The organism is Mycoplasma sp. 888, assembly GCF_035609225.1.
In the GTDB taxonomy this organism is placed as follows: domain Bacteria; phylum Bacillota_I; class Bacilli_A; order Mycoplasmatales; family Metamycoplasmataceae; genus Mycoplasmopsis.
Genome location: NZ_CP141192.1, coordinates 550,859 through 573,654, shown reverse-complemented (window position 1 = coordinate 573,654; position 22,796 = coordinate 550,859). Strand labels below are relative to the sequence as shown.

The 22,796-nt window shown below is 28.6% G+C and carries 15 protein-coding genes and 1 riboswitch; of the genes, 11 read left to right on the top strand and 4 right to left on the bottom strand.

The window, feature by feature from the left end; genetic code table 4:
* Window positions 1–4 precede the first annotated feature (4 nt).
* From lon to U5U50_RS02635, 3 genes are read right to left on the bottom strand one after another with little or no spacing between them, the layout of a single operon-like run.
* Window positions 5–2,653: an endopeptidase La gene (lon, locus tag U5U50_RS02645; protein ID WP_324672535.1), complete on the bottom strand. Its 2,649-nt coding sequence runs from the start codon at window positions 2,651–2,653 to the stop codon at window positions 5–7.
* Between the two features lie 7 nt (window positions 2,654–2,660).
* A complete protein-coding gene (locus U5U50_RS02640) occupies window positions 2,661–4,988 on the bottom strand; it encodes a leucine--tRNA ligase (protein ID WP_324672533.1) in 2,328 nt (775 codons plus the stop codon).
* A 10-nt stretch (window positions 4,989–4,998) separates the two neighbouring features.
* The gene (locus U5U50_RS02635) at window positions 4,999–5,712 is read right to left on the bottom strand and encodes an MPN527 family putative ECF transporter permease subunit (protein ID WP_324672531.1); all 714 of its coding nucleotides are present in this window, start codon (window positions 5,710–5,712) and stop codon (window positions 4,999–5,001) included.
* A 290-nt stretch (window positions 5,713–6,002) separates the two neighbouring features.
* Between U5U50_RS02635 and nadE the strand changes: the two genes are divergently transcribed.
* From nadE to U5U50_RS02600, 7 genes are all read left to right on the top strand, one after another.
* Window positions 6,003–6,791, top strand: a complete 789-nt coding sequence (gene nadE, locus U5U50_RS02630; RefSeq protein WP_324672529.1) for an NAD(+) synthase — start codon at window positions 6,003–6,005, stop codon at window positions 6,789–6,791.
* A gap of 12 nt (window positions 6,792–6,803) precedes the next feature.
* Complete coding sequence (locus U5U50_RS02625) at window positions 6,804–7,532, top strand: YebC/PmpR family DNA-binding transcriptional regulator (protein WP_324672527.1); 729 nt, start codon at window positions 6,804–6,806, stop codon at window positions 7,530–7,532.
* Entirely contained in the window at window positions 7,532–8,674 is a 1,143-nt protein-coding gene (locus U5U50_RS02620) for a ZIP family metal transporter (protein WP_324672524.1), read from the top strand. The genes U5U50_RS02625 and U5U50_RS02620 overlap by 1 nt, the downstream gene beginning before the upstream one ends.
* A gap of 141 nt (window positions 8,675–8,815) precedes the next feature.
* A complete protein-coding gene (locus U5U50_RS02615) occupies window positions 8,816–10,855 on the top strand; it encodes a DHH family phosphoesterase (protein WP_324672522.1) in 2,040 nt (679 codons plus the stop codon).
* Window positions 10,836–11,297 (top strand): 50S ribosomal protein L9, encoded by a 462-nt coding sequence (gene rplI / locus U5U50_RS02610; RefSeq protein WP_324672520.1) that lies wholly within the window; start codon window positions 10,836–10,838, stop codon window positions 11,295–11,297. The genes U5U50_RS02615 and rplI overlap by 20 nt, the downstream gene beginning before the upstream one ends.
* Window positions 11,284–12,771, top strand: a complete 1,488-nt coding sequence (locus tag U5U50_RS02605) for a DnaB-like helicase C-terminal domain-containing protein (RefSeq protein ID WP_324672518.1) — start codon at window positions 11,284–11,286, stop codon at window positions 12,769–12,771. The genes rplI and U5U50_RS02605 overlap by 14 nt, the downstream gene beginning before the upstream one ends.
* A 51-nt stretch (window positions 12,772–12,822) precedes the next feature.
* Window positions 12,823–14,064, top strand: a complete 1,242-nt coding sequence (locus U5U50_RS02600; RefSeq protein WP_324672516.1) for a CNNM domain-containing protein — start codon at window positions 12,823–12,825, stop codon at window positions 14,062–14,064.
* A 26-nt stretch (window positions 14,065–14,090) separates the two neighbouring features.
* On the opposite strand, the gene U5U50_RS02595 is transcribed toward U5U50_RS02600, so the two are convergent.
* Window positions 14,091–15,341 (bottom strand): IS3 family transposase, encoded by a 1,251-nt coding sequence (locus tag U5U50_RS02595; RefSeq protein WP_324672514.1) that lies wholly within the window; start codon window positions 15,339–15,341, stop codon window positions 14,091–14,093.
* Window positions 15,342–15,622: 281 nt separating this feature from the next.
* Window positions 15,623–15,790: riboswitch (Lysine riboswitch) on the top strand.
* A gap of 97 nt (window positions 15,791–15,887) precedes the next feature.
* Here U5U50_RS02595 and pepF point away from each other — a divergent pair.
* The 4 genes from pepF to U5U50_RS02575 are packed head-to-tail and all read left to right on the top strand — an operon-like array spanning window position 15,888 to window position 22,792.
* Window positions 15,888–17,738 carry an oligoendopeptidase F gene (gene pepF, locus U5U50_RS02590; RefSeq protein WP_324672512.1) on the top strand — a complete coding sequence of 617 codons (1,851 nt, stop codon included), beginning with the start codon at window positions 15,888–15,890 and terminating at the stop codon, window positions 17,736–17,738.
* A gap of 10 nt (window positions 17,739–17,748) precedes the next feature.
* Window positions 17,749–20,031: an OppA family ABC transporter substrate-binding lipoprotein gene (locus U5U50_RS02585; RefSeq protein WP_324672511.1), complete on the top strand. Its 2,283-nt coding sequence runs from the start codon at window positions 17,749–17,751 to the stop codon at window positions 20,029–20,031.
* Window positions 20,032–20,060: 29 nt separating this feature from the next.
* Window positions 20,061–21,617: an OppA family ABC transporter substrate-binding lipoprotein gene (locus U5U50_RS02580; protein ID WP_324672509.1), complete on the top strand. Its 1,557-nt coding sequence runs from the start codon at window positions 20,061–20,063 to the stop codon at window positions 21,615–21,617.
* 14 nt (window positions 21,618–21,631) lie between these two features.
* A complete protein-coding gene (locus U5U50_RS02575; RefSeq protein ID WP_324672507.1) occupies window positions 21,632–22,792 on the top strand; it encodes an ABC transporter permease in 1,161 nt (386 codons plus the stop codon).
* Window positions 22,793–22,796: the final 4 nt, after the last annotated feature.

The following is a 22,796-nucleotide window of genomic DNA, read 5'->3' as shown; positions in this document are numbered from 1 at the left end:
TTTATTATTTTGCTTTTATTTCGTTAGAAGGTTTTTGACCATTGAAAATTACATTGTAAATTTCATCATATGTTTTAACAGGTACATATGTCAAGTTTTCTTTAATTTCAAAAGGAATGTCTTTCAAGTTTTTGATATTGTTTTCAGGTATGAAAATCATTTTAAGTCCTTTTTGACTAGCTGCAAATGATTTTTCTTTTAATCCACCAATTTCAAGGACTTTGCCTCTTAATGTAATTTCACCAGTCATTCCAATTGTGTTAGGAACTGGTCTTTTTGAAAGAGCAGAAATAATTGCAGTTGTAAATGTTATACCAGCACTTGGTCCATCTTTAGGAACTGCTCCTTCAGGTACGTGAATATGAATTGTATTGTTTTCAAAATCAAACTCATTAACACCAAATTTTTCAGCGTTTGCTCTAACGAAAGTTAAAGCAATTTGAGCTGATTCTTGCATAACTTCTTTAAGTGAACCAGTTAACTTAATTTCTGATTTGCCTGGGTATGTAGTTACCTCAATCGGCAATGTTGAACCACCAAATGATGTGTAAGCTAATCCTGTTACTAAACCTGGAACAACATATTCTTCTTTTTCTTCTTGTTTGAATTTAATTACACCAAGTAATTCTTCGATTTTATCAAGTGTAATTACGTATTCTTTTAATGATAGATCATCAAAAGTCTTAACAACTATTTTTCTAGCAATCTTATCTAATGTACGTTTAAGACCTCTGACTCCAGCTTCAAGTGTGTAATGTTGAATGATGTATTTAAGAACATCATCTGAAATTTGGAAGTATTTTTTAACTAAAGCAGCTTGCTCAAGCACTTTTGGTATTAAGTGCTCTCTAGCAATGCTTAATTTTTCACTTAATGTGTATGAAGATAATTCAATAACTTCAACCCTATCAATTAATGCAGCTGGTATGTTTTCGTAGTAGTTAGCTGTAGCAATGAAAATACATTTTGATAAGTCGTATTCGTGTTCCAAGTAGTGATCTTGGAATTTTGTGTTTTGCTCTGGGTCTAAAACTTCAAGCATTGCGCTTGCAGGATCACCTTTCATATCAGCTGCCATTTTATCAATCTCATCAAGAAGGATAACAGGGTTTGAAACTCCTGCATGCATCATTCCTTTGATGATTTTTCCAGGCATGGCTCCTATGTAAGTTCTTCTGTGTCCTCTAATTTCGCTTTCATCGTGAACTCCTCCAAGTGAAACTTTAACGAATTTTCTATTTAAAGCACTTGCGATAGCTTTTGAAAGTGATGTTTTCCCTGTTCCAGGAGGACCGACAAGAGTTAAGATAGGAACATTGTTAAATGTATTTGTTTCTTCATTGTTTTTAAATAATGAAAGGTCAATTTCGAATTTATCATCAATCTTGATTTTGTTTTCATCAAGTTTTTTAACTTGGTTGTTTTTAATAATAACAGCTAAGTATTCAATAATTCTTTGCTTAATTTCATTTAAACCATAGTGGTGTTTATCTAAAACTTCTCTAACTCTGTTGATGTCTAATAATTCGTGTTGAACTTTTCTTCAAGGAAGTTTCTTAAGAGTATTAATGTATGTTTTGATGATTGAAGCTTCAGGAGAAACAGGAACCATTTCTTCTGATTTTTTAGTTTCAGCATCAATAAGTTTAATAACACTTTCAGGGAAGATGTCTTTGAATTTTGAATTGATGATTTGTGCATACTCATCATCAGATGCAGTTGGGTTAAGTTCTTTAATTTGTTCTTGAAGAGCTTTTAATTTTTCTCTAAGTAAGAATTCTGTTTGTTGCTTACTTAGTTTTTGTGTTATCTTACCTTTTAATTCCGTTTCTGCTTGAAGAATTTCATTAATTTTTGAAGTAGCTTGAATTAAGTAAGTTTGGTATCAAAATCTGTTGTATGGTTCTTTGAAAATTTCAAGTCTTTCTGGAACAACTACAGGTGAAATGTGGTTTAAGAAAGTAGCGATTAATGCACTTGCATAATCTTCAGAGAATCTATCAGTTCTACCTTCAAAGTATCTGTTTGTTAAATCAACAATACTTGTGAATGTAAAGTGTCTTCCTGATAAAGGTTCAGCTTTAAATAAGCCAATAAAATCGGAATCAGTAAATTGTTGTGTTTTATCTTCTTCAAGATCAATTCCCACACCTGTAAAAATTGAGAAAGTTTGCAAGTAGTCATAAACTTCCCTTAATTCTTTTTTAGATAATGTAGCAAGTAAGTCGACGAATGCTCCATCTTCTCCAGTTTCCGAACCTATAAAACCTTTATATTCAACGTGCGATTGAACTCCTTCAGGAAGAGTTTCAAGCATTTTAAATCCATTAGGTAAATAGAATTGTGAAATAACTTTATAAACTACGATAAATGAATCTGTTGTAGCTTTGTAAATTACTTCAAGTGGTTTTATATAGTTACCATAAACAATTTCATCTGTTGATTCAGGTTTTGCATATAAAACAACTGCTCTTCCTGATTCTTTAAGTAATTCTTCACGATTCTTTTTAAGATCTTCAACAAGAACTTTTTCTGTAACCTCAGTTTCCATAAAACCACCAGGAATTGAATAAAAATCCGGTGTTTCAAAGAATGTTACATAACCTGATTTATCAGCATTCGCTTTTTTAATATATTCATTAAAAGTCATCATTCTCCTTCTATTTGTCTTTTACAACAATGTTAATGATTTTTCCAGGTACAAATATTTCTTTAAGGATTTCCTTACCTTCTAATCATTTTGTTACTTGTTTTTTTCCTCTTTCTAAAACTTCTTCTTTTTGTGCTGTTTTTGAAACTGTTAATTCAGCTCTAACTTTTCCATTAACTGTAATTCCATAAGTTATTTCATCCATTTCTAATGCAGAATTATCTATAGCAAAATCATAAAGGTTTTTTGAGTCAAAGTATTTGCTTGATAATTCTCAAACAATGTGTGGAATGAATGGTTCAAGAATGTTTAATAAAACGTAGAACATTTCTGTGATTAATTCAGGTTTTGTAATTGAATCATATTCATTCATAATTTCCATAGTTCAAGAAATTAAAGTGTTAAATGAGAATGAATTATCATCACTTTCAAATGTGTTTTTTTGTTTTTGCATTCCTTGGTAAAGTTTAAACCTTGCAATTTTTTCTTCAGCACTTAAGGTTGATTTGTCAATGTTTTTAAAGTTTGATTTTACATCAATTTCAGAGCTTCTATCATAAAGTCTATTGATGAATTTAAAACATCCAATAACGCCTGAATCACTTCATTCAAGTTCTTTTTGAGGAGGAGCTGCAAATAAGATAAATAATCTAGTTGTATCAGCACCATAGGTGTTAATCATCTCTCCAGGTTCAACTGTATTACCTTTTGATTTAGACATCTTAGCACCATCTTTAAGGACCATACCTTGAGTTAATAAATTAGCAAATGGTTCTCTAAAGTTTACTAAATCTAAGTCAGATAATGCTTTGGTGAAGAATCTTGCATAAAGTAAATGTAAGATAGCGTGTTCAATTCCACCGATGTATAAGTCAACTGAATTTCAGTAATCTAAGTTTTCTTTCTTGAAAATAACTTCGTCACGTAAGTTTGATGGTGTAGTATATCTTAAAAAATATCAACTTGATTCAAAGAATGTGTCCAATGTATCAGTTTCTCTTGTTGCTTTTGAACCACAAAGATGACAAGATGTATTCATTCATTCTTCATTAGTTAAAAGTGGATTACCTTGACCAGTGAACTTAACTTCTTCAGGTAATAAAACAGGTAATTGGTCAAGTGAAACAGGAACTGTTCCACATTTTTCACAGTGCATAAGAGGAATTGGTGTTCCTCAATATCTTTGTCTAGAGATACCTCAGTCGCGTAAGTTGTATTTAACTTCTTTAGTTAATTTAGTTTCTTCAACTTGAACTGAATTATTATCTAAGAAGTCTAAATGGTTAATTTCCATAAAAGTGGTGTGTGTTTGATTATTTGATGAAACGATCGTTGCATCTTTGTTTGGATTATTTGATGCAAAATCAGTAATGATAACTTGAATTAAGCTACCATTGAAAGGATTTTTAACAGTGTAAGGTGTTTTTATAAAAATTTTCTTTGAAAAGTCTTTTTTAACAAAGTTTAAATTGATTTCTTCAAGCAAGTCTAAAGCTTCTTGATTAAAGTAATTTATTTCTTTTAAGGCATGAACTAATTGATGTTTGTTCGAGATAGCAACATAATCAATTTTTGAAATGTAATCTAAATTTGATTCATAGACATTAAGTGTGTTTTGACTGTTATTTGCAAATTCAAATGTTAATTTATAATCTTCAGTTCTACCAATTCAATTTTTTTGCATCGTAAGAACTTGTTGAGGTCAGTGTACTTCAAGAGATTTAAGGTCTTCAAGTAATTCATTAGCATACTCAGTAATCTTTAAGTAATAAGTGTCCATTTCTTTTTGAATAACTTGATTTCCACATCTTCAACATTTGTTATCTTCAACTTGTTCGTTAGCTAAAACTGTTTGATCAAATTCACATCAGTTTAATGAACTTTTCTTTTTGTAAATTAAACTTTTTTCTCAAAGTTTGATGAAAATGTATTGTTCTCATTTTGTATATGAAGGATCACAAGTGATTGTTTCATAATCTCAAGCAAATGAAATTCCTAATCTTTTAATTTCATCATCCATTGATGTAATGTTTTGATATGTTCAGTTTTTTGGATGTGTTCCGTTTTTAATTGCTGCATTTTCAGCAGGTAAACCAAAAGCATCTCAACCAAATGGATGAAGGACATTGAAACCTTTTCTTCTAAAGTATCTAGATACAGCATCACCGATTGAGTAATTACGAACGTGTCCCATATGCAATTTTCCACTTGGATAAGGGAACATACTTAAGACATATTTTTTAGGTAAACTAAAATCATCTTTTGGTTCAAAAGCATTAGTTTCTTCTCAGATTTTTCTTCACTTTGAATCAATTTCTTTAAAGTTAAATTTTGACATAAACACCTTTCTATGAATCACACTTATTCACTGTGGAATTATTTAGGATGTTATCTAAAAACTTAGTTTTAGATAAGGTAAAAATAAATATATAAATTATAAAATAATTTATTGCAATATTGCTCAAATTAAATGATAAATATAAAGTGATAGAACCTACAAAATAATTTGGAATACCAAAGAAGAAAACTTTGAATTTATTATCATAGTTAGCAAGCAGTTCATTAAACGAAATTGTATCTAGTTGCTTGAATAATTTGAAATAAATTAAGTTAAATAAAAATGTATTCAAAAATGTTATTATTGTAATTGTTACTAACGAACTTATACCTAAGATTACAAGGGCTGAAAGTTCTTTTTTAAGCTTAGATTTTCATAATAATTTTCCAAATAAATAAGAACTGAAAACGAAGACACCTTGCATTAATAAAAGAATAAAGTTTCCTAGAAATGCAATATCTAATGTAGTTGATTTAATTGTTATAAATGGACTTATCAAAAAGTTTGAAATAAGCATTATTAATGAATATTGAATATCGATAATAAAAGCAGTTAAAAAAGCTGAAATTAAAAGGAAATTGAAAGATAAAAATGAATTAAATGGAATAAAACTTCCTATAATACTAAAAACAATAGAAATAGCTAACATCAAGCCTGTGAAAGCTATTTTGAAAATAACATTCATATTTTTCTTATTTCAAACTAAAAATTGTTTTTTTTGCATTATTTTCCTCCTTTTTTACACTTTTTTCTTTTGCGCAATATAAAAATATATTCATTAAATAATATCATTATTTCATTTTATTAGTAAAAAAATCCAAAAAAGAACAAATTATGAACTAGAGACTGAATTCGTTCATTTTTCATATGACCATAAAAATCAGTGCGTTTAATTTTAAATAATTAAAAAGTAATATATTTAGTTTATTTTTTAGATTGTTATGATAAAATTAAGTATATTTTTACAATTAATATTTAGTTAAAAATATTCAATTTAGTTAATAAAGAGGTGATATGGGTAAGATTACATTTTACAAAGATAACAAACCATATTATGATAAAGAAAATGGATTAGCTTATGTTGAAGTTATTAAAGACTTTTTAATAACAAAAGCAAAAGAAACTAATTGCTATGGTTTTATTGTAGGTATCAGTGGAGGGATTGATTCTTCACTTGTGTATGCGATAGCAAAACAACTTCCTTTAAAAGTTAAGGGAGTTGTGATGTCAGTCAATGGAATGTTGCAAAGTGATTTAGAACACATTAAAAAACTTGAACAAAAGTTTGGTGATAAATTTGAGTACATTGATTTATCTGATGCTTTTAACTCTTTAAGCAAGCAAGTTAATGTTAAAAATCAATTAGCAGTCGCTAACATTAAACCACGTTTAAGAATGACAACTTTATATGCTTTAGCTCAAGAAAATAATTTACTTGTGTTAGGAACAGATAATAAAGATGAAACATTCATTGGTTACTTCACAAAGTATGGTGACGGTGGAGTTGATTTACTTCCGATTTGTCATCTTACAAAAGGTGAAGTTAGATTTTTGGCTTCACTTCTAAATGTACCAACTGAAATTATTAACAAAGCACCATCAGCGGGATTATGAGAAAATCAAACTGATGAAGATGAATTAGGTTTCTCATATGCTCAACTTGATTTTTATTTAGATCACTTAAATGACTATGAACAAATTAAATCAGTATTACCAGAAGAAGTTATTAAGAAAATTGAATATAAACATAAAATCTCACAACACAAAAGAGATTCAATTTATAAACCAAATGATATAGATTAGGAGAGATAAATTATGGCAGGACATTCACACGCAGCAAATATAGCGCATAGAAAAGGTGCACAAGATGCAGCAAGAGGAAAAATTTTTCAAAAATTATCTAAAGAAATCTTTGTTGCAGCAAGATTAGGAGCAGATCCTGATACTAACCCAGCTTTAAAATTAGCAATTGCTAAAGCTAAATCAAAAAATATGCCAAAAGACAACATTGAAAGAGCAATTGCTAAAGCAGCTGGAGATAAAAATGCAAACGCATTTATTGAAACTGTTTTTAACGCTACTGTAGGTGGAGGAGCAACATTTATCGTTGTGACATTATCAGACAACCTTAACAGAGTTAAATCAAATATTCAGTCATACTTTAACAAACAAAATGCTACATTAGGTAAAACAGGTCAAATTCCATATCCATTCAGAAAATTAGGAATTATTGAAATTACTAAAGAATTAGTTAATGAAGATGATTTAATGGAAGTTGCACTTGAAAATGGTTCAGAAGATGTTGAAACATATGATGAATCATTTGTATTAACTACATTACCTGAAAACTTCACAGACTTAAAAAATGCAATCGAAGATAAATTTGGTCAAATTGACTTTATCCAATGTGAAGTAACATATGTACCAGATATGTATGTAGAATATGATCAAGAAAAGAAAGACAAATTATTGGAATTTGCAGACAAATTAAAAGAAGATGATGACGTTCAAGATGTTTACCATAACATAGAAACTGAAGAATAATGCAAATAATTAGAGATTTTTTCGAAATCCTCAAATCAAGCACAGGCAATGAAGGGTTATCTTATTTCATTCTAATACTTGTCACATTACTTTGTTTATTAGCTATACCAACTATTCTTTCATTCATTTTCCCACTTATTAAATTAAGTAAGAATGGTTGAAAAAATCTGTCATTTTATTTATACTCATTTTCAACAGGTTTTTTCTTAGTGTTAGCTACATTTGGTTTTTTAAGAGAATCACTTGAATTAGCGAATCAAGGTGCAGTGACAAACAATCTAAACGTCTATGGATATAGCATTTTAGTCGTAGTTATCGGTCTTGCTGTAGGTATCTTATTTTCATTCACGCTTAAGTATGCAGTTACTTATCAAATTAATAAAAAACTTAAAAAATCAAATAATAGAAAGATAAATGCATTTGTTCACGACCACGATCATGGTGATGGACACGAGCATGATGATTTTGATTTCTCACACCCACATTCAGAATATTTCCACGAAGTCAAGGAATATAATAAAAATCAAAATATATTTTTAAGACAAAGTAAAAATTATAATAACTCAAGACACGTTCATTATCATCCTGATTACATCTTTTCAAATGATGAGTCAATTATTAAAGCTGAACAAGAAGCGATTAATTTAGCTTCAAATAAATTAAAAGTTATTGCTTTATTACTACTTTTAACTCACAGAATTCCAGAAGGATTATTATTAGGATATAACTTAAATTTGGCAGCAAACGGTCGCGAAAACTCACTTACTATGGCTTATTTTGCTTCTTTAGTTTTACACTTAATCCCTGAAGAAACAATCTTCTATTTTAGACTTAGAGAGGCAGGATACTCAAGAATTCAATCATTATTATTATCATTTTTAGGGCTTTCATTATTTTTACCATTTATGTTAATTGGTTGCTATGCAGGCGCAGCAATTGAGAAAAACTGAATGCTAAAAGGAATGATGATGTCAGCAATCGCTGGAATTTTCATTTTCACTACTTTAATTGAGTTTATTCCTGAGTTTTATCATTCACATATGTCAAAGAAAAAATGATATTTCATCCTTGCATTCTTATTTATTGGTGTAATCTTTGCTGCATTAATTCTTTCATTCCATACACACAATCACTCACATTAATTGTGAGTTTTTGTTTTATTTATCATATTCCTGTAGATATTTTCAGTGTAATAAAACATATTGATAACAATTTTTGCAAAACTTAATATAATTTAAATATTAAATATTTAAATTTTTACAATACAAATAAAAAGGATTTGAATGAAAACAAAATACAAAATAAGCTTACTTTCGTGTTTATGCGTAGTTTTTGTAATTCTGTTTATTTTACTAACTGCAATTTTAGTAAAAAATAACGAAACAACTGCATTAACTTGAGAAATTGGTTTAGTCATTGTCGCAATGATTTTAATTTTTACTTCACTAGCAATTACACTAGTTTGAATTACAAAGATTTTTGCAAAATCAAGAAACATTGTTAAAAACTCTTTTGATTCATTTACTGAAGATATTATGTCAAGTAATAACATCGGATTTGTTATTTACAATGCTGAACATAAAATCATTTGAGCAAGTAACTTTATCAAAAATAAGTTTCACAAAGATTTTATTGATATTCACATTAAGACATTCTTTACAACAATTTCAGATAGCAAAGAATTTTTAGAGCTTGATATGAATCAAACTAAAATTGAGTTTGAAAATAATAAAAACATTTACGAAGCTCAATTCTGACCATTATCAAACATCATAATTGTTCGTGATATTACAACTGAAACTTTATTTAAAAATGAAGTTCACAATCAAAAAACTGTTATTGGTGAAATTGAAATTGATAATTACCAAATGTATCAATCAATCTTATCTGAAGAGCAACTTTACTTGGTTAATAAAACAATTATTGATACATTCAATGAATATTCAAAAGAATACAACTTAATTTATAGACAATATACAAACGGTAAGTTCATTGTTATTACAGACCAGGTTTCGCTTTACAATATGTCTAAAGATAAGTTTTCTTTATTTACAAATATTCAAAAGAATCTTCCGGATACATCAATTGGTAAACTTTCACTTAGTGTTGGGTTTGCTAGAGGATGAAGTTCACTTAAAGAAAAATTAGAGCAAGCCAAAAAAGCTTTAGTTCAAGCTCAAAACCGTGGAGGAGACCAGGTTGCAATTTTCAGTGATACAGAAACTGCGATTTATTATGGTTCAAATATCGAAATTGTCTCTAACAACAATATGACTAAAATTAAGAAAATTTCAGATGAGTTCCTTAAAAAACTTGATAGCGACCAAATTACAAAGGTTATTGTTTATGGACATCAATCAACTGATATGGACTCATTAGGTTCATCGTATGGAATTGCATATTTAGCTCATCAAAAAGGTAAGAAAGCTTACATATGTGCTGAAACATTCGATATGACTACAACATATTTTAGAAATGAACTTAGTCACAAAAACAATGTTTATGAAGATACAGATTTAAACTTAGAAAAAATTATCATAAGTGCAAATAAAGCATCAAAATTAACAGACTTAAACACATTAGTTGTATTTGTAGATAATTCAGATCCAGGTCGTACAGATAATAAGGATGCTATTTTAAATACAGATAGAGAAAATATTTTCGTATTTGACCACCACAGAGTTGGAAAGCAAATTGATTATTGTCCTGTTACAAATATTTATGTTGAAACAACAGCTTCTTCAGCTTCAGAAATTGTTACTGAAATTTTTATGCTTACAGATAGGGAATGAAAATTCTCACCATTATGTGCTCAATTACTTTTAGGTGGTATTTTAGTTGATACAGTACAATTTACAAAATCAGTCTCAGCTAGAACGTTCCAAGCAAGTGCTTGGTTGCAATCAAAAGGTGCAAATGTAGTTGAAGGAAGCGAAATTCTTAAAATTGATGAAACAACAAAAGAACAAATTAATACTATTTTAGAAAATGCACAAGAAGTTAAAAAAGGTTACTACTTAGCATATTCTCCAATCGAAGTTGAAGCTGACGTTATTTCAATGGCTGCTAATGAACTTCTTAAAACAAAAGGTAGAGTTGCTTCCTTCGTTATTGCAAGACTTAAGGGAACAAATTTATACAAACTTAGTGCTAGAGGTATAAATACAAACGTTCAGATTATTACTGAGCAAGTTGGTGGAGGTGGACACTTTAGGACTGCTGCTGCTATTTCAAATGAGGAATTAGAAACATTTGTTAACAATGTGCACCACGCAATAACAACAACAGAAAGAGAGTTAAAAGATGAAAGTTATACTAATTAAAGATTGTAAAGATGGGAAAGCTAACACAGTTATCGAAGTATCAAACGGTTATGGTTCAAACTATTTAGTTAAAAATGGTTTTGGAGTTCCATACAATGAACAAACTGCAAGACAATTACAAAGAAGATTAGATGATTTATCAGCTGATGAACATGAAAAAAGAACAGGTGCTTTAAGACTTAAAGAGAAATTAGAAGAGTTAAGATTAGAATTTGTTTTAGAAGCTAATATTGACGGAAATTCTAATTTAAATGTACACGGTTCAGTATCTACAAAAGATGTTGATAAAAAATTAACTTCATTAGGATACAAGTTACCGAAACATTCAATTCAAAAAGTGCATTTAGTTTCAGAAGGATTGCACGATGTTGAAATTGTTTTATACAAAGATATAAAAGCAACTTTAAGAGTGGAAATTAAAATTAAAAATGTCAAAAAATAATAGAAACAATCAAAACTCTTTATACAAGTGAGTTCAAACAATAATTCGTCCTTTAGCAAATACTTTGTACAAAGATGAAAAAATCGAAAGACAAGTTTTAAGTACGATAATTAATGATACTGAAAAACAATCTCTTGGTTTAGACTACCTTGTCCCTGAAGCATTTTTCAACCTTGAATACTCTACATTATTTAGATTTTTAAAAACTAGAAAAGCAAGTGAACCTAATCAAAATTACATTTTTGATTACAACACGCTTTTAAACGAAATACCTAAATTCAAAGCTCAAAACCCAAGTCTTGAATGAGCTCCTTTATCAATTGAAACATTAAACAAAGTTGTTTCAACACTTTCTTCAGATGAAAACTTTTTACCAAATGTTGAAAAGTTAATTGAACTTCACAAAAGAAGACAAGCAGAAGCTTTCTTTAGTAATTATTTAGCTGTATTAGGGCAAAATCCTAAAATCACTTGAGAAGACATTGTTACTGATGTTGAAAACTTCATTATTAGCAGTAATAATTTATCAATCAAAAATAGTGAATTTATTTCGCTTGAAAACGCTCTTGAGAAATACTTTAGTCGCCTTAAGAATGATGAAAATGAAGAAAAAGCTCTTCTTACAGAATTTAATGCAATTGATAAATATGTTAAAGGATTTAAACCTGGTCAGCTAATTATTTTAGCTGCTCGTCCAGGGGTTGGAAAAACCGCGCTTGCATTAAACATTGCAAGAAACATCATTGAAAAAGGAATGAAAGATGGGAAACCAAAAAATATAGCTTTTATTTCTCTTGAGATGCCTACATCAGAACTTACAACTAGATATTTAGCAACTTCTACACTAATAGATATGTACAAATTGCAAAATATCAAACTCTTAAAAAACAATTATGAAGATTTAATGAAAATTCATCACGTTGTTTCAAGTATGCAAAGAACGCCTGATGAAAATCAAATTTGATTTGATGATGATCCTAAATCAAAAATTAATGAAATCATTTTTAAAATTAAACATTTAATTAAAAACACAAACAAAGTCGACTTAATTGTAATTGACTATTTACAATTAATTTCAGGAGGAAATCAAGCAACAGGAAATAGACAAAACGAAGTTGCAATGATTTCACGTTCACTAAAAACCCTTGCTCTAGAGCTTAAAATTCCAATTATTGCTCTATCACAGTTATCCAGAAGTGTTGAAAATCGTGAAGACAAGCGTCCACAATTAAGTGACCTTAGAGAATCTGGATCAATTGAGCAAGATGCTGACATTGTTATTTTCTTAAGTAGAAAAAAACTTAAAAAATCAGCAAATAGTGATGATGACGAAGTTAAAACATTCGAATCAATCCCTGTGACCTTATCAGTTGCTAAAAATCGTAATGGTGAACCTGGTCAAGCAACTATAATTTACACAGGTAAATATGTACAATTTTTAGACGATATGACAAATGAAAGAGGTGGATTTTAATGGACTCCAGTTATTATAGGAACCAAAAAAATAATTTTTTAGAGGTGTACTATGGATAGTAAAACAGTAATTACAATTGTTTTATGCATAGTTATGCTTATATTATTTATTTTAAGTAGTATCTTTAGTGGAAGTGAAACTGCTTACTCAACAGTTTCACCTGCTAAAGTTTATGAATTAGTTGAAAACGAACATAGATTTGGAAAGTTAATTGATAGGCAAGTTAAGAAATACAATCAAATTCTAAGTACCATTTTAATTGGTAACAACTTAGTTAACGTAGCTTCATCAGCTACAATGTCTTATGTTTTGTCAAAATATCTTTCTGACAATGACTCACTTGTTGTTATTATCTCAACAGTAGTAGTTACTCCAATCTTAGTATTATTTGGTGAAATAACACCTAAATTAATTGCTAAAAATAATCCAATTAAATACTTAAAGATTTTCTGTTTATTCAATGAACTAATGTTCTGAATATTCTTCCCAATCACTTTCTTTATTAGCAAACTTAGCAAAAATGTTTATGTTACAAACTCAGAAAGTGACATTAAATCAATGCTAGCACTTGCTAACGAAGAAGGGGTGCTCCAAACCGGAGAAAGTATTTTAGCTCAAAATGCTTTAGATTTAGATTCAACAAAAGTTGCACAACACTATATTAAATTAAAAGATGTAACTTACATTTCTTATAAAGCTAGTATAGCAGAAGCGATTGAAATATTCAAGGATACAAACTATTCAAGATTACCAATTGAAAAAAATGGACAACTTATTGGAATTATTTTATTAAAAGACATATTCTCACTTAAAAAAGGTAAAGTGATTAATTATATGAAACAAGTTCCAAACATTTCAGCCAACTCAATTCTTTCAAGTGCTCTTGAGAAAATGAGAGCAGCAAGAGCACAAATGGCTTTTGTTGTTGAAAACAACAACTCTACAGATGTTTTGGGTATCATTACAATTGAAGACATTATTGAAGAAATCATTGGAGAAATCTATGATGAATACGACGATGACGAGCAAATTTATGAAATTTCACTTGAAAGAGCTAAAGCTCATTCAAACGTTAAAATGTCTGATTTAATTAAGCAACTTGAAATTGATGAAGAACTTATAAGCGATGATGAAAAAACTATGGACTTGAAAACTTATTTATTAACTAAGACAAATTCAACTAAACTACTTAAATCAACGAAATTCACTATTGAAGATGAAATTAGTTTCAAGGTTATTGAATTAGTTAAAAATAAAAAACATTCAGCAATCATTGAAGTTAATAAATTATAAAAAGTAGCAATAAATAAACTGGGACACTAAAAATGGACAGAAGGTTTAATTAGACATAATAACACCTCAATGTTGTTGGGTGTTTTTCAATCTAATTTTGATTGAATTCTTTCATTATTGTATCAAAAAATAAACTCATTAATTATTTTGCTAAGATCATCAAAAGTTATCTGGGTTATATCAATTAATTTTAAACATTCAGACTTTAAAATGGAAAAGAAATATTCTGCTTCTCTGTTGTCTAGAGAGTTGCCAACTCTCCCCATTGAAACAATGCCATTATTTTTAGATATTGTTTGCAAATAATCTTTAGATGAATATTGGAAACCATGGTCTGAATGTGCTATTCATTGTTTGTTCAATTTTATTTTTGACATGTGTTTCATAACTAAATCTAAATCATTTATTTTTGACAAATTGTAATTTACAATAAATTTACTTTTGTGGTCAATGGCAATTGACAAAAAAACAAAATTGTTTTCACAATCTTTTGGTGCTGTAATATATGTAACATCTGTTGCGATTATTTGGTTGGTTTTTCCGCTGTAATCACGTTTTACAAGGTCTACAAATTTAACATTTGTGTTTTTTCTTTCTCTATCTTTTTTCTTTCTTCTAATTAAACAATATAATTGCAATCTATTCATAATTCTGCCAATAGTCCTATAATTAAGCAAAATCTGATATTTTTGTTTGATGTAATTTTCTAATCTTTTTCTTCCAAATATACATTTATTCTTTTTAAAAGCTTCTAATATTAATTCATCATTTTTATGATCAATTTTTTTGGTTTTAGATTTTTGCTCTTTGCTTTTTCAATTATGAATTGTTGATTTTGATTTGTTAAATATAATCGCTAATTTTCTAGTTGAAACAGAAGTTTTTTTGATTTTAGATATATCAACATCAAAGTTATTCCTATCGAATGAATCTTTAAAAATTTCCAAAATTTCAATCAATTGTTCTTTTGGCATTTTTTCTCATTCTTTTTTAACAATATCCATTGGTGTAATTTTTAATTTTTTAGGTCTCCCAGATCCTTTGCCTTTTTTAGGAGATTTACCTGTTTGTGATATTAGATTTGTCATTCCTAAATTATATCTTTTATATTTCTCTAAAAAATTCCTCTTCGAATATATAAATTTTTTGTCAAAAAAGCTAACACCTCTTATCGCTCGATATTTAATTTCAAAATCATTTTTTGACATTAAACTCTTCTTATAATCATCATAGTCTGAAAAAAGTTCTAGTCATTGTTCTTGTTTTAGTTGTTTCATAATAACTCCTTAATATAAAAAACACAAAATACGGTTTTGTCCATATTTTGTGTCCCAGTTTAATAATGCTATTTTTTATTTATCTCTTACTTGCATATATAAAAATATTTTAATTTTTAAAATAAATCAATATTATGGTTTATAATAAAAAAATGAAAATGCAAAATAACAGAATTATTAATATCACCATTATTCGTTGATTTCATATTAACGTTTAATTTGGTGTATTCTGTTAACAAAAACATAACAGATTACATTAAAAATGAAATCTGTTATGTAATAAATACTATAGAGGAGCTTTTAATAAAAGTAAATATTCTAGCAGGCATGCAAAGATGAATATTAAAAGGATATAAAAGCCGAAATATAGAGGTTGGCAAACTTCTATATTGGTAGAAAAGCATAAAAGATTTCTACTCTTTGGTTTAACCATTGGTGCTATAGATTTACATCCTTTTAATAACATTAATTTATTTTAAATTTTGTATTAAAGTTTTGTAGATTTATAGTTCTACAAAACTTTTTATTTAATTATTTGGAGTTATTATGAAAGCAAAACAATACAAAAAATATGAAGATGTACCTAAAAAATATCGTTGAAATTTAGAAGATATTTTACAAGGTAAAAAATTAGATGACTGAATAGATGAGTATGTAACATTATACAAAGAAAGAATTAAAAATAAAGATTCAAAATATGACTCAATTGAAGCGTATTTAGAAGATTTAAAAGTCAGTGAGCAATTAACACTTATTAGTAACAAGATTTCTAATTATTTAAGTAACAAGCAAAATGTTAATTTAATTGATCCTGAAATTATCAAAAAATCACAAGATGTTGAATTTTTAGATAATCAACTTGAAACTGAATTTGGTTCTGAAATTAATAGATTTTATGCAAACTTGGACAAAATGAAAGTTTGAAAAGATGATTCAAGATTAGCAGATTACAAAATGCAAATTGAAGAAACAATTGAACAACATAAACATAAATTAAGTGATGATGTTGAAGAATACATTTTGCAAACATCATATGGAGAACCTGATCCACACAACATTTTCTCAATTATTACTAATTCAGAATTAGATTATGGATATGTTGATTTATCAGACAAAAAGAAAATTAAATTAAATAAAACAAATAGAAATCAATTACTTAAGTCAGATAAAAAAGAAGTTAGAAAGCAAGCTTTTGAAAAGTTCTGAGATGCTTACTATAAACACAAAGATTCATTAGCAGAAACTCTATTTCAACATTTTAAGAGCTTAACCGTAGCTGCAAAAGTTAGAAAATATCCATCAGCAGTTATGATGTTAACTAATTCAGATAAAGTTACTGATGAAATCTTACAAACATTATTTGATCAAGTTGCTTCAAACATTAAAGTATTAGCTAAATATTCAGAAGCATACAAAAAATTCTATAAAGCTAAATACAAGTCAAAAATGGAAAAATGAGATACATTAAGAGAACTTGTAAATGTTAAAACCTCATACACAGTTGAAGAAGCGATTCATTTAGTTAATGAAGCTGTAAAACCATTTGGTGAAGAATACAGAAACGAAGCTAACAAAGCATTAACAGAAAATTGAGTTGATTTTATGAGCGTCCAAAACAAACGTTCAGGAGCTTACAGTATCGGTGGAACTTATGGAATTAATAAGAAGTACATTTTAATGAACTTTGATGGTCAATTAGATTCAATTGAAACTTTAGCTCACGAATTAGGTCACTCAATGCATTCATATTTTGCAACTAAATATCAACCATTACCACTTAGTTCGTATCCAATTTTCTTGGCTGAAATTGCATCAATTTTCAATGAATCAATGTTATATGATCACTTGCTTAAAACATCTAAAAACGACCTATTTAAATTTGAAATTTTATCAAAAATTATTCAAGGGTTTATTGGCACAGTAGTAAGACAAGTTGAATGAGCTTCATACGAATACAACTTGTACAAAGGTATAGAAGAAGGAAATGTTGCAGGAAGCTATGAAGCAATTTCAAAACTTTACCACGAAAATTCACTTAAATTCAAATACAAATCTGAAAAGGGTAAAAAAGCTAAATATGTAGCTAAAGAAAACTTAGGCTCAATTTATGTACCGCACTACTACTATGGTTTTTATGTATATAAATATGCAGTTGGACAATTAACAGCAAATTACTTCTTTGCTCAATATAAAGAAAAAGGTAAAGAAGCATTAGATAACTACATTAACAATTTCTTAAAAGCTGGTGGAAGTGATTATCCACTTGAAATTCTTAAAAAAGTTGGAGTTGATTTACTTGATAAAAACTTCTATAAGCAAAGTTTTGATTATTTATCAGATTTAGTAAATCAATGAATTAAATTAGGAAACAAAATTTTCAAATTAGATAAAAAATAAGGAGGTATCCGTGAAAAAATACAAAAAATTATTATTAGGTGTTATATCCGGTTTGTCCATAATATCACCATTAGTAATTGCTTCGTGTTCGAATACAGGTGATAAACCAGAAAAATCACCTTTGAGTAGTAAAGAAAGAGCGAATTATCAAAGATTATCTGTCCAAGAAACAAATCTTGCTAATAAAGCTTGAGCAAAATATCAAGAGTATTATGTGAAAAAAGAAGCTCTTTATGAACAATTACACGATATTGAAATTGAATATAGAGCTGTTAAAAATGAAAATACAAATTCATTTCGAAAATTAGTTTCATTACAATCAGAAAAATACTTTTATAGCTTGGTGTCTAGCTCAAACAATTTAGCTACGTTAATTTTAGAAGTTGATAATTTACCTAAAAACAATGATGTTAACTTAGAAGTTTTAGATAGATTAAAGAGCTACTTAAATAAATCTTATAAAGTTGTTTTAAAAGAAGGTTCAACACCTAAATCAGAACAATATAATGCAACACTTTCTAATATTGAAAAATTAAAACAAGAATTAGAAAACCAAAATATCAATTTTGATATTAATAAAAAATCTCTTTCAGAAAAAACTGTTGAATTTGAGAAGTTGGAAGATAAAGATTCAGAGGAGGCACAAAAATTCAAATCAGCAATTAGTCAACTAGAACAAAATATTCAAAATTTAAACGAGCAAATTGAAGATATTAAATCTAAACAAGAAATTGCAAAACGTACATTAGATAAATTAACACAGTTAATTATTGAAGATGTCTTAATGGGTTCAAGTTTCACAGAACAAAGACGACAAAAGCTAAATGAATTAACAGAACAAGTAAAATCTGTAGAAGCTGAATACAACAAAACCAATGAAAAATTCAACGCTGCTGATAATGCCTACAGAGCGAAATTTGTTGAAATCGAAAATCAATTCAATTCTCAATATGCAGAACAAATGAAAGTTGAATTAGAAAAATTCAATTTTCATAATAAATTAGCTAGAGATTATCAAGCTCAATTAATTAAAGATGACATAACTTTATATGACCAAGATTATGTCGATGAAAATTCTGGTCAAAATAACTTCTTAACTAGTGAACAAGTTAAAAACATTCTTTATCCTAATATTGCATTCAATAAATCTAAAGTTAGTGATAGATTCGCTCAAAAACAAATTTATCAAGAAGTATATAACTCAGTTTATTCATCAAATACATATCCGTGAGATCTAAGTGCTGCATATGGTTCTCCATCTGATCCATTACTTTGAACAACTTATTCATCTCTTATTTCTTTGGAAAGTTCAGGAAAGGCAAAATTTATTAACACTGAAAAATCAGCACTTTCTGAAGATGGAATTAAAAACAAGAAAACAGAACTTATCTTGCAACCTACATTACAAAGATTTAAATTAGATTTAGCTGATGCAATCATTCTATATGTTCAAAAAGAAGAAAACGGAACTAAATTAACTGACTCAAATGGTAAGCCAATTTTAGAAGCTATTGTTTTTGATCAAGACGACGCTGGATTAGTTCCTGCACCAACTGAACACGATGATGTACTTAATGTAGATTACTACACAACAAGTATTGTTAAAAGAACTTCATCTAATCCACGTTCTATTAACTCAGCTAACTTCTTCGAAAAAGTTGGTTTAGCTCACAGAATGGAATTTAGAATTAGAAATGGTGTATTTTGAGTTGATTCAAACGGTAATAAAACACAATATCCAGTTGTTGCAGATGACTTTTATATTTCAATTCTAAGAACAAAAATGAATGACACACTATTTAGAAGACAAAATGGTGGAAGCAAAACTGCAGATGATGATGTTAGATCAATGTTATCTGAATCAAATAAACTTTTTGATGATAAACAACAATATACAAACTCTTATTTATTCGATTTATTTAATGTAAGTTTAGACAAAATATTAGATCGTTCAAATTCAGTTGTTAACAAAGATGGACGCTCATATTTCGGTCTTGAACGCCTTAATGAAAATGCAACTGCATCATTTATGAACATTTTAGATATGATAACGAGATCATATGAATTTGCTGCAGCTCCATCTAAATTTATTAAGGATAAAAACAGAAGAAACGACCAAGACATAACTCCACAAACCAAAGAAGATCAAAGTAATGAAGTAAAAATTAACAAAATTAGACAATCAGTTCAATCAATTGATGGTCTTGCAAAAGATTCAGGTATCTATTGATATGGATTTTCACAAGATAAAACTTTATTTGCTGGAAAATACTACGGTACTAAATTTAATTAGACACTTTAACTCAATCAACATTTAAAAATATGCATTATTGAGATTCTGAATTTGTTAATAATCCAACAACAATTAATCAGTTCTCTTCAAGATTTCAGAATTATTTAGTTGATGCTGCGATTTTTGATGATTCATCATATAACCAGTACTTATTTGGTCAAAAAGCAACATATTCATTTACGAGCTTAACTCAAAAAAGAAGAGATGCAGTATTGCAAGATTCAAGCGACTATGGTCTTGATTCGGTTAAGTTATCAAACAAAGGTTCATTGACAAAAAACTTTATTTGATCGCTTTTACCAAAAGAAGGTTCATCAACGACTTACTTTAATGATGCTTATTCATATGTAATGTGAAATATTCCAACTGCTGAAGCGATTTCTCAATCATCAAAAAATGCAATTAAATCAGTATCTGTAGGTACAGGAGCTGAATTTAAAACAATTTTATCAGCAGCAATTGACTGAAACACAATTGGTATGATGCAAAGAAAACCGCAACCTGCAGTTGGGTGAGTAAGTTTCTTCGCACCTGATAATGATATTAATTCAAACGCTTCAGACAACTCAACTACGAATAGTTTAAGAAGCAATAGTGATATTGTTAACGCATTCTTTGTGGTTGATTCGCAAACAGGACAAAGAGTTGATTTTGGTTCAATAGGAAACTTAATTAATCCAAGTGATACTCAAAACATTAATACAACTGCAGATGACTCAGTCAAGAGTGTTGTTTATGAACAACTTAAAGCGAGAATGAAAGACTTGCTTGATAGAGTTTATGCCCAAAACCCTACCCTCGTAGGTAAAACAGTAGATATTAGTATCTTCTATAGATACTTCAACTACCCAACTTTAGCAATTAATGCACTTGATTTACTTATCAAGGCTTGAAATGGTTTAGATCCTAGATTAAACATTAAACTAATCAAACCAATAGATAAAGATGAGTGAATAGGATTTTGAACTACAACACCATCTCCGGTAGATTTAACTGGTTGAGGATATGATTACAATGGAATTGGTTCAGGTATTACAGGAATTGCACAAAGAGCGCATATAACAACTGCGATGTTAGCAATTTTAGCTGACCCTGAATATGCACAAAAAATGCAAGCACTATATCCACAACTTTATAAAGCAACACAAAGACTTGCTGAATTTATCAAAATTGATGGAAATAAATTATCAATTACACCAGAGCAAGTTACATTTAATTTAACAAATAGTCAAGTTCAACATCTCTCAAGCATTATGGGTATGTACAAATGAGATGGTGAAAAATTAATCAAGATGGATGAATCAGATAACTTAAGTTCATATACATCTTGAGATAACTTAAATGCAAACTTCTGATTGGATTACACACAAAATCCAGATCCAGTTACTGGCGAAATGGTTTCAAAATTAGATTTAGTTTATTTAGCACAAGAAATCGGAAACTTTGTTGGAGCAGTGCCGAGTGCATTCTCATATATGAGCACATCAATACTTGCCAAAACACTTAGAAACCCTAATTATTTAGTTCCAGAATTTGAAACAGAAATTTCATATTGAGTAGATATTAGAACGGTTAATGGAAAATAATTGAAAGGAAAAAAATGCTTAAATACTTATTTAAACGTATAGGTTTTGCTATCGTTACTTTGTTTATCATTATAATGGTAGTTTACCTTATGGTTGCTCAGTTTTCGGATAATCCATTTGCTAAAAAAGCACTTGAGCAAGCTGGAGAAAATAATTCTTCAGCAATTAATGCAGGTGAGATGAAAAGATTATTTGAAAACTCAGTTAAGTACCATTTAATACCTGATAATTTGATTTATGAGAATGTTAAAACAGAATGATTTAATATGAAACTCAATCCAGTTATTAGATTTGGTTACTGAGTTGGAGATTTATTTAGGAACCCATCAAATCCATTTGGATATCCATTCAATAATTCACTTTTAGAAAATGCAGATGTTAAAACAATTCCTGAATATTTCTTTAAGTACCTTAAATACTCAATTATCATTACATTGCCTTCTTTTCTAATTTCTTCTCTTATTGGAATTACTTTAGGAATAGTTTCAGGATATAAACGTGGAACAATTGCTGATGCATCAATTAACTTCTTTGCACTTATCTTTATAGCACTTCCATCATTTGTTATCGCACCTATTATTATTTCAATCTTGTTCTCAATGAACTTTCCACCAAACTTCATTAACTTTAATAACCCTGTTGAAGTTGAAGCCTATGGTGTAGGCAAAATGATATTAAGTTGACTTCCACCAATCTTAGTTATTGTGCTTGGTTCGCTTTCAGGATACATCACTTACACAAGAAACCAAGTGATTACAGTTCTTACATCAAACTACATTTTAATTGCTAAATCTAAAGGATTAAGTAAAAAAGAAATTTTCTTTAAATATGTTCTAAGAAATATTTCAATACCACTTGCAGCAATCTTAATTCCATCTTACATTCCTCTTTTAAGTGGTGGAATTGTTATTGAAACTTACTGAGGAGTACCTGGAACATCACAAGTTATTACACAAGCATTCCCTAATGGTGAAATTAACATTATTATGTTCTCAACAGTTTTCTTCACATCGCTTAGCTTATTTACAACAATACTTATAGATATATCATTTGCTTTCTTAGATCCTAGAATTAAATATTCTGCAGCTAACCCATATAGTGTTACAAGATTTATTAGAAACTACTTCTTAAGAAATAAACAATTTAAAGAAAACGAAAAACTAAAACAATCATAGAAAG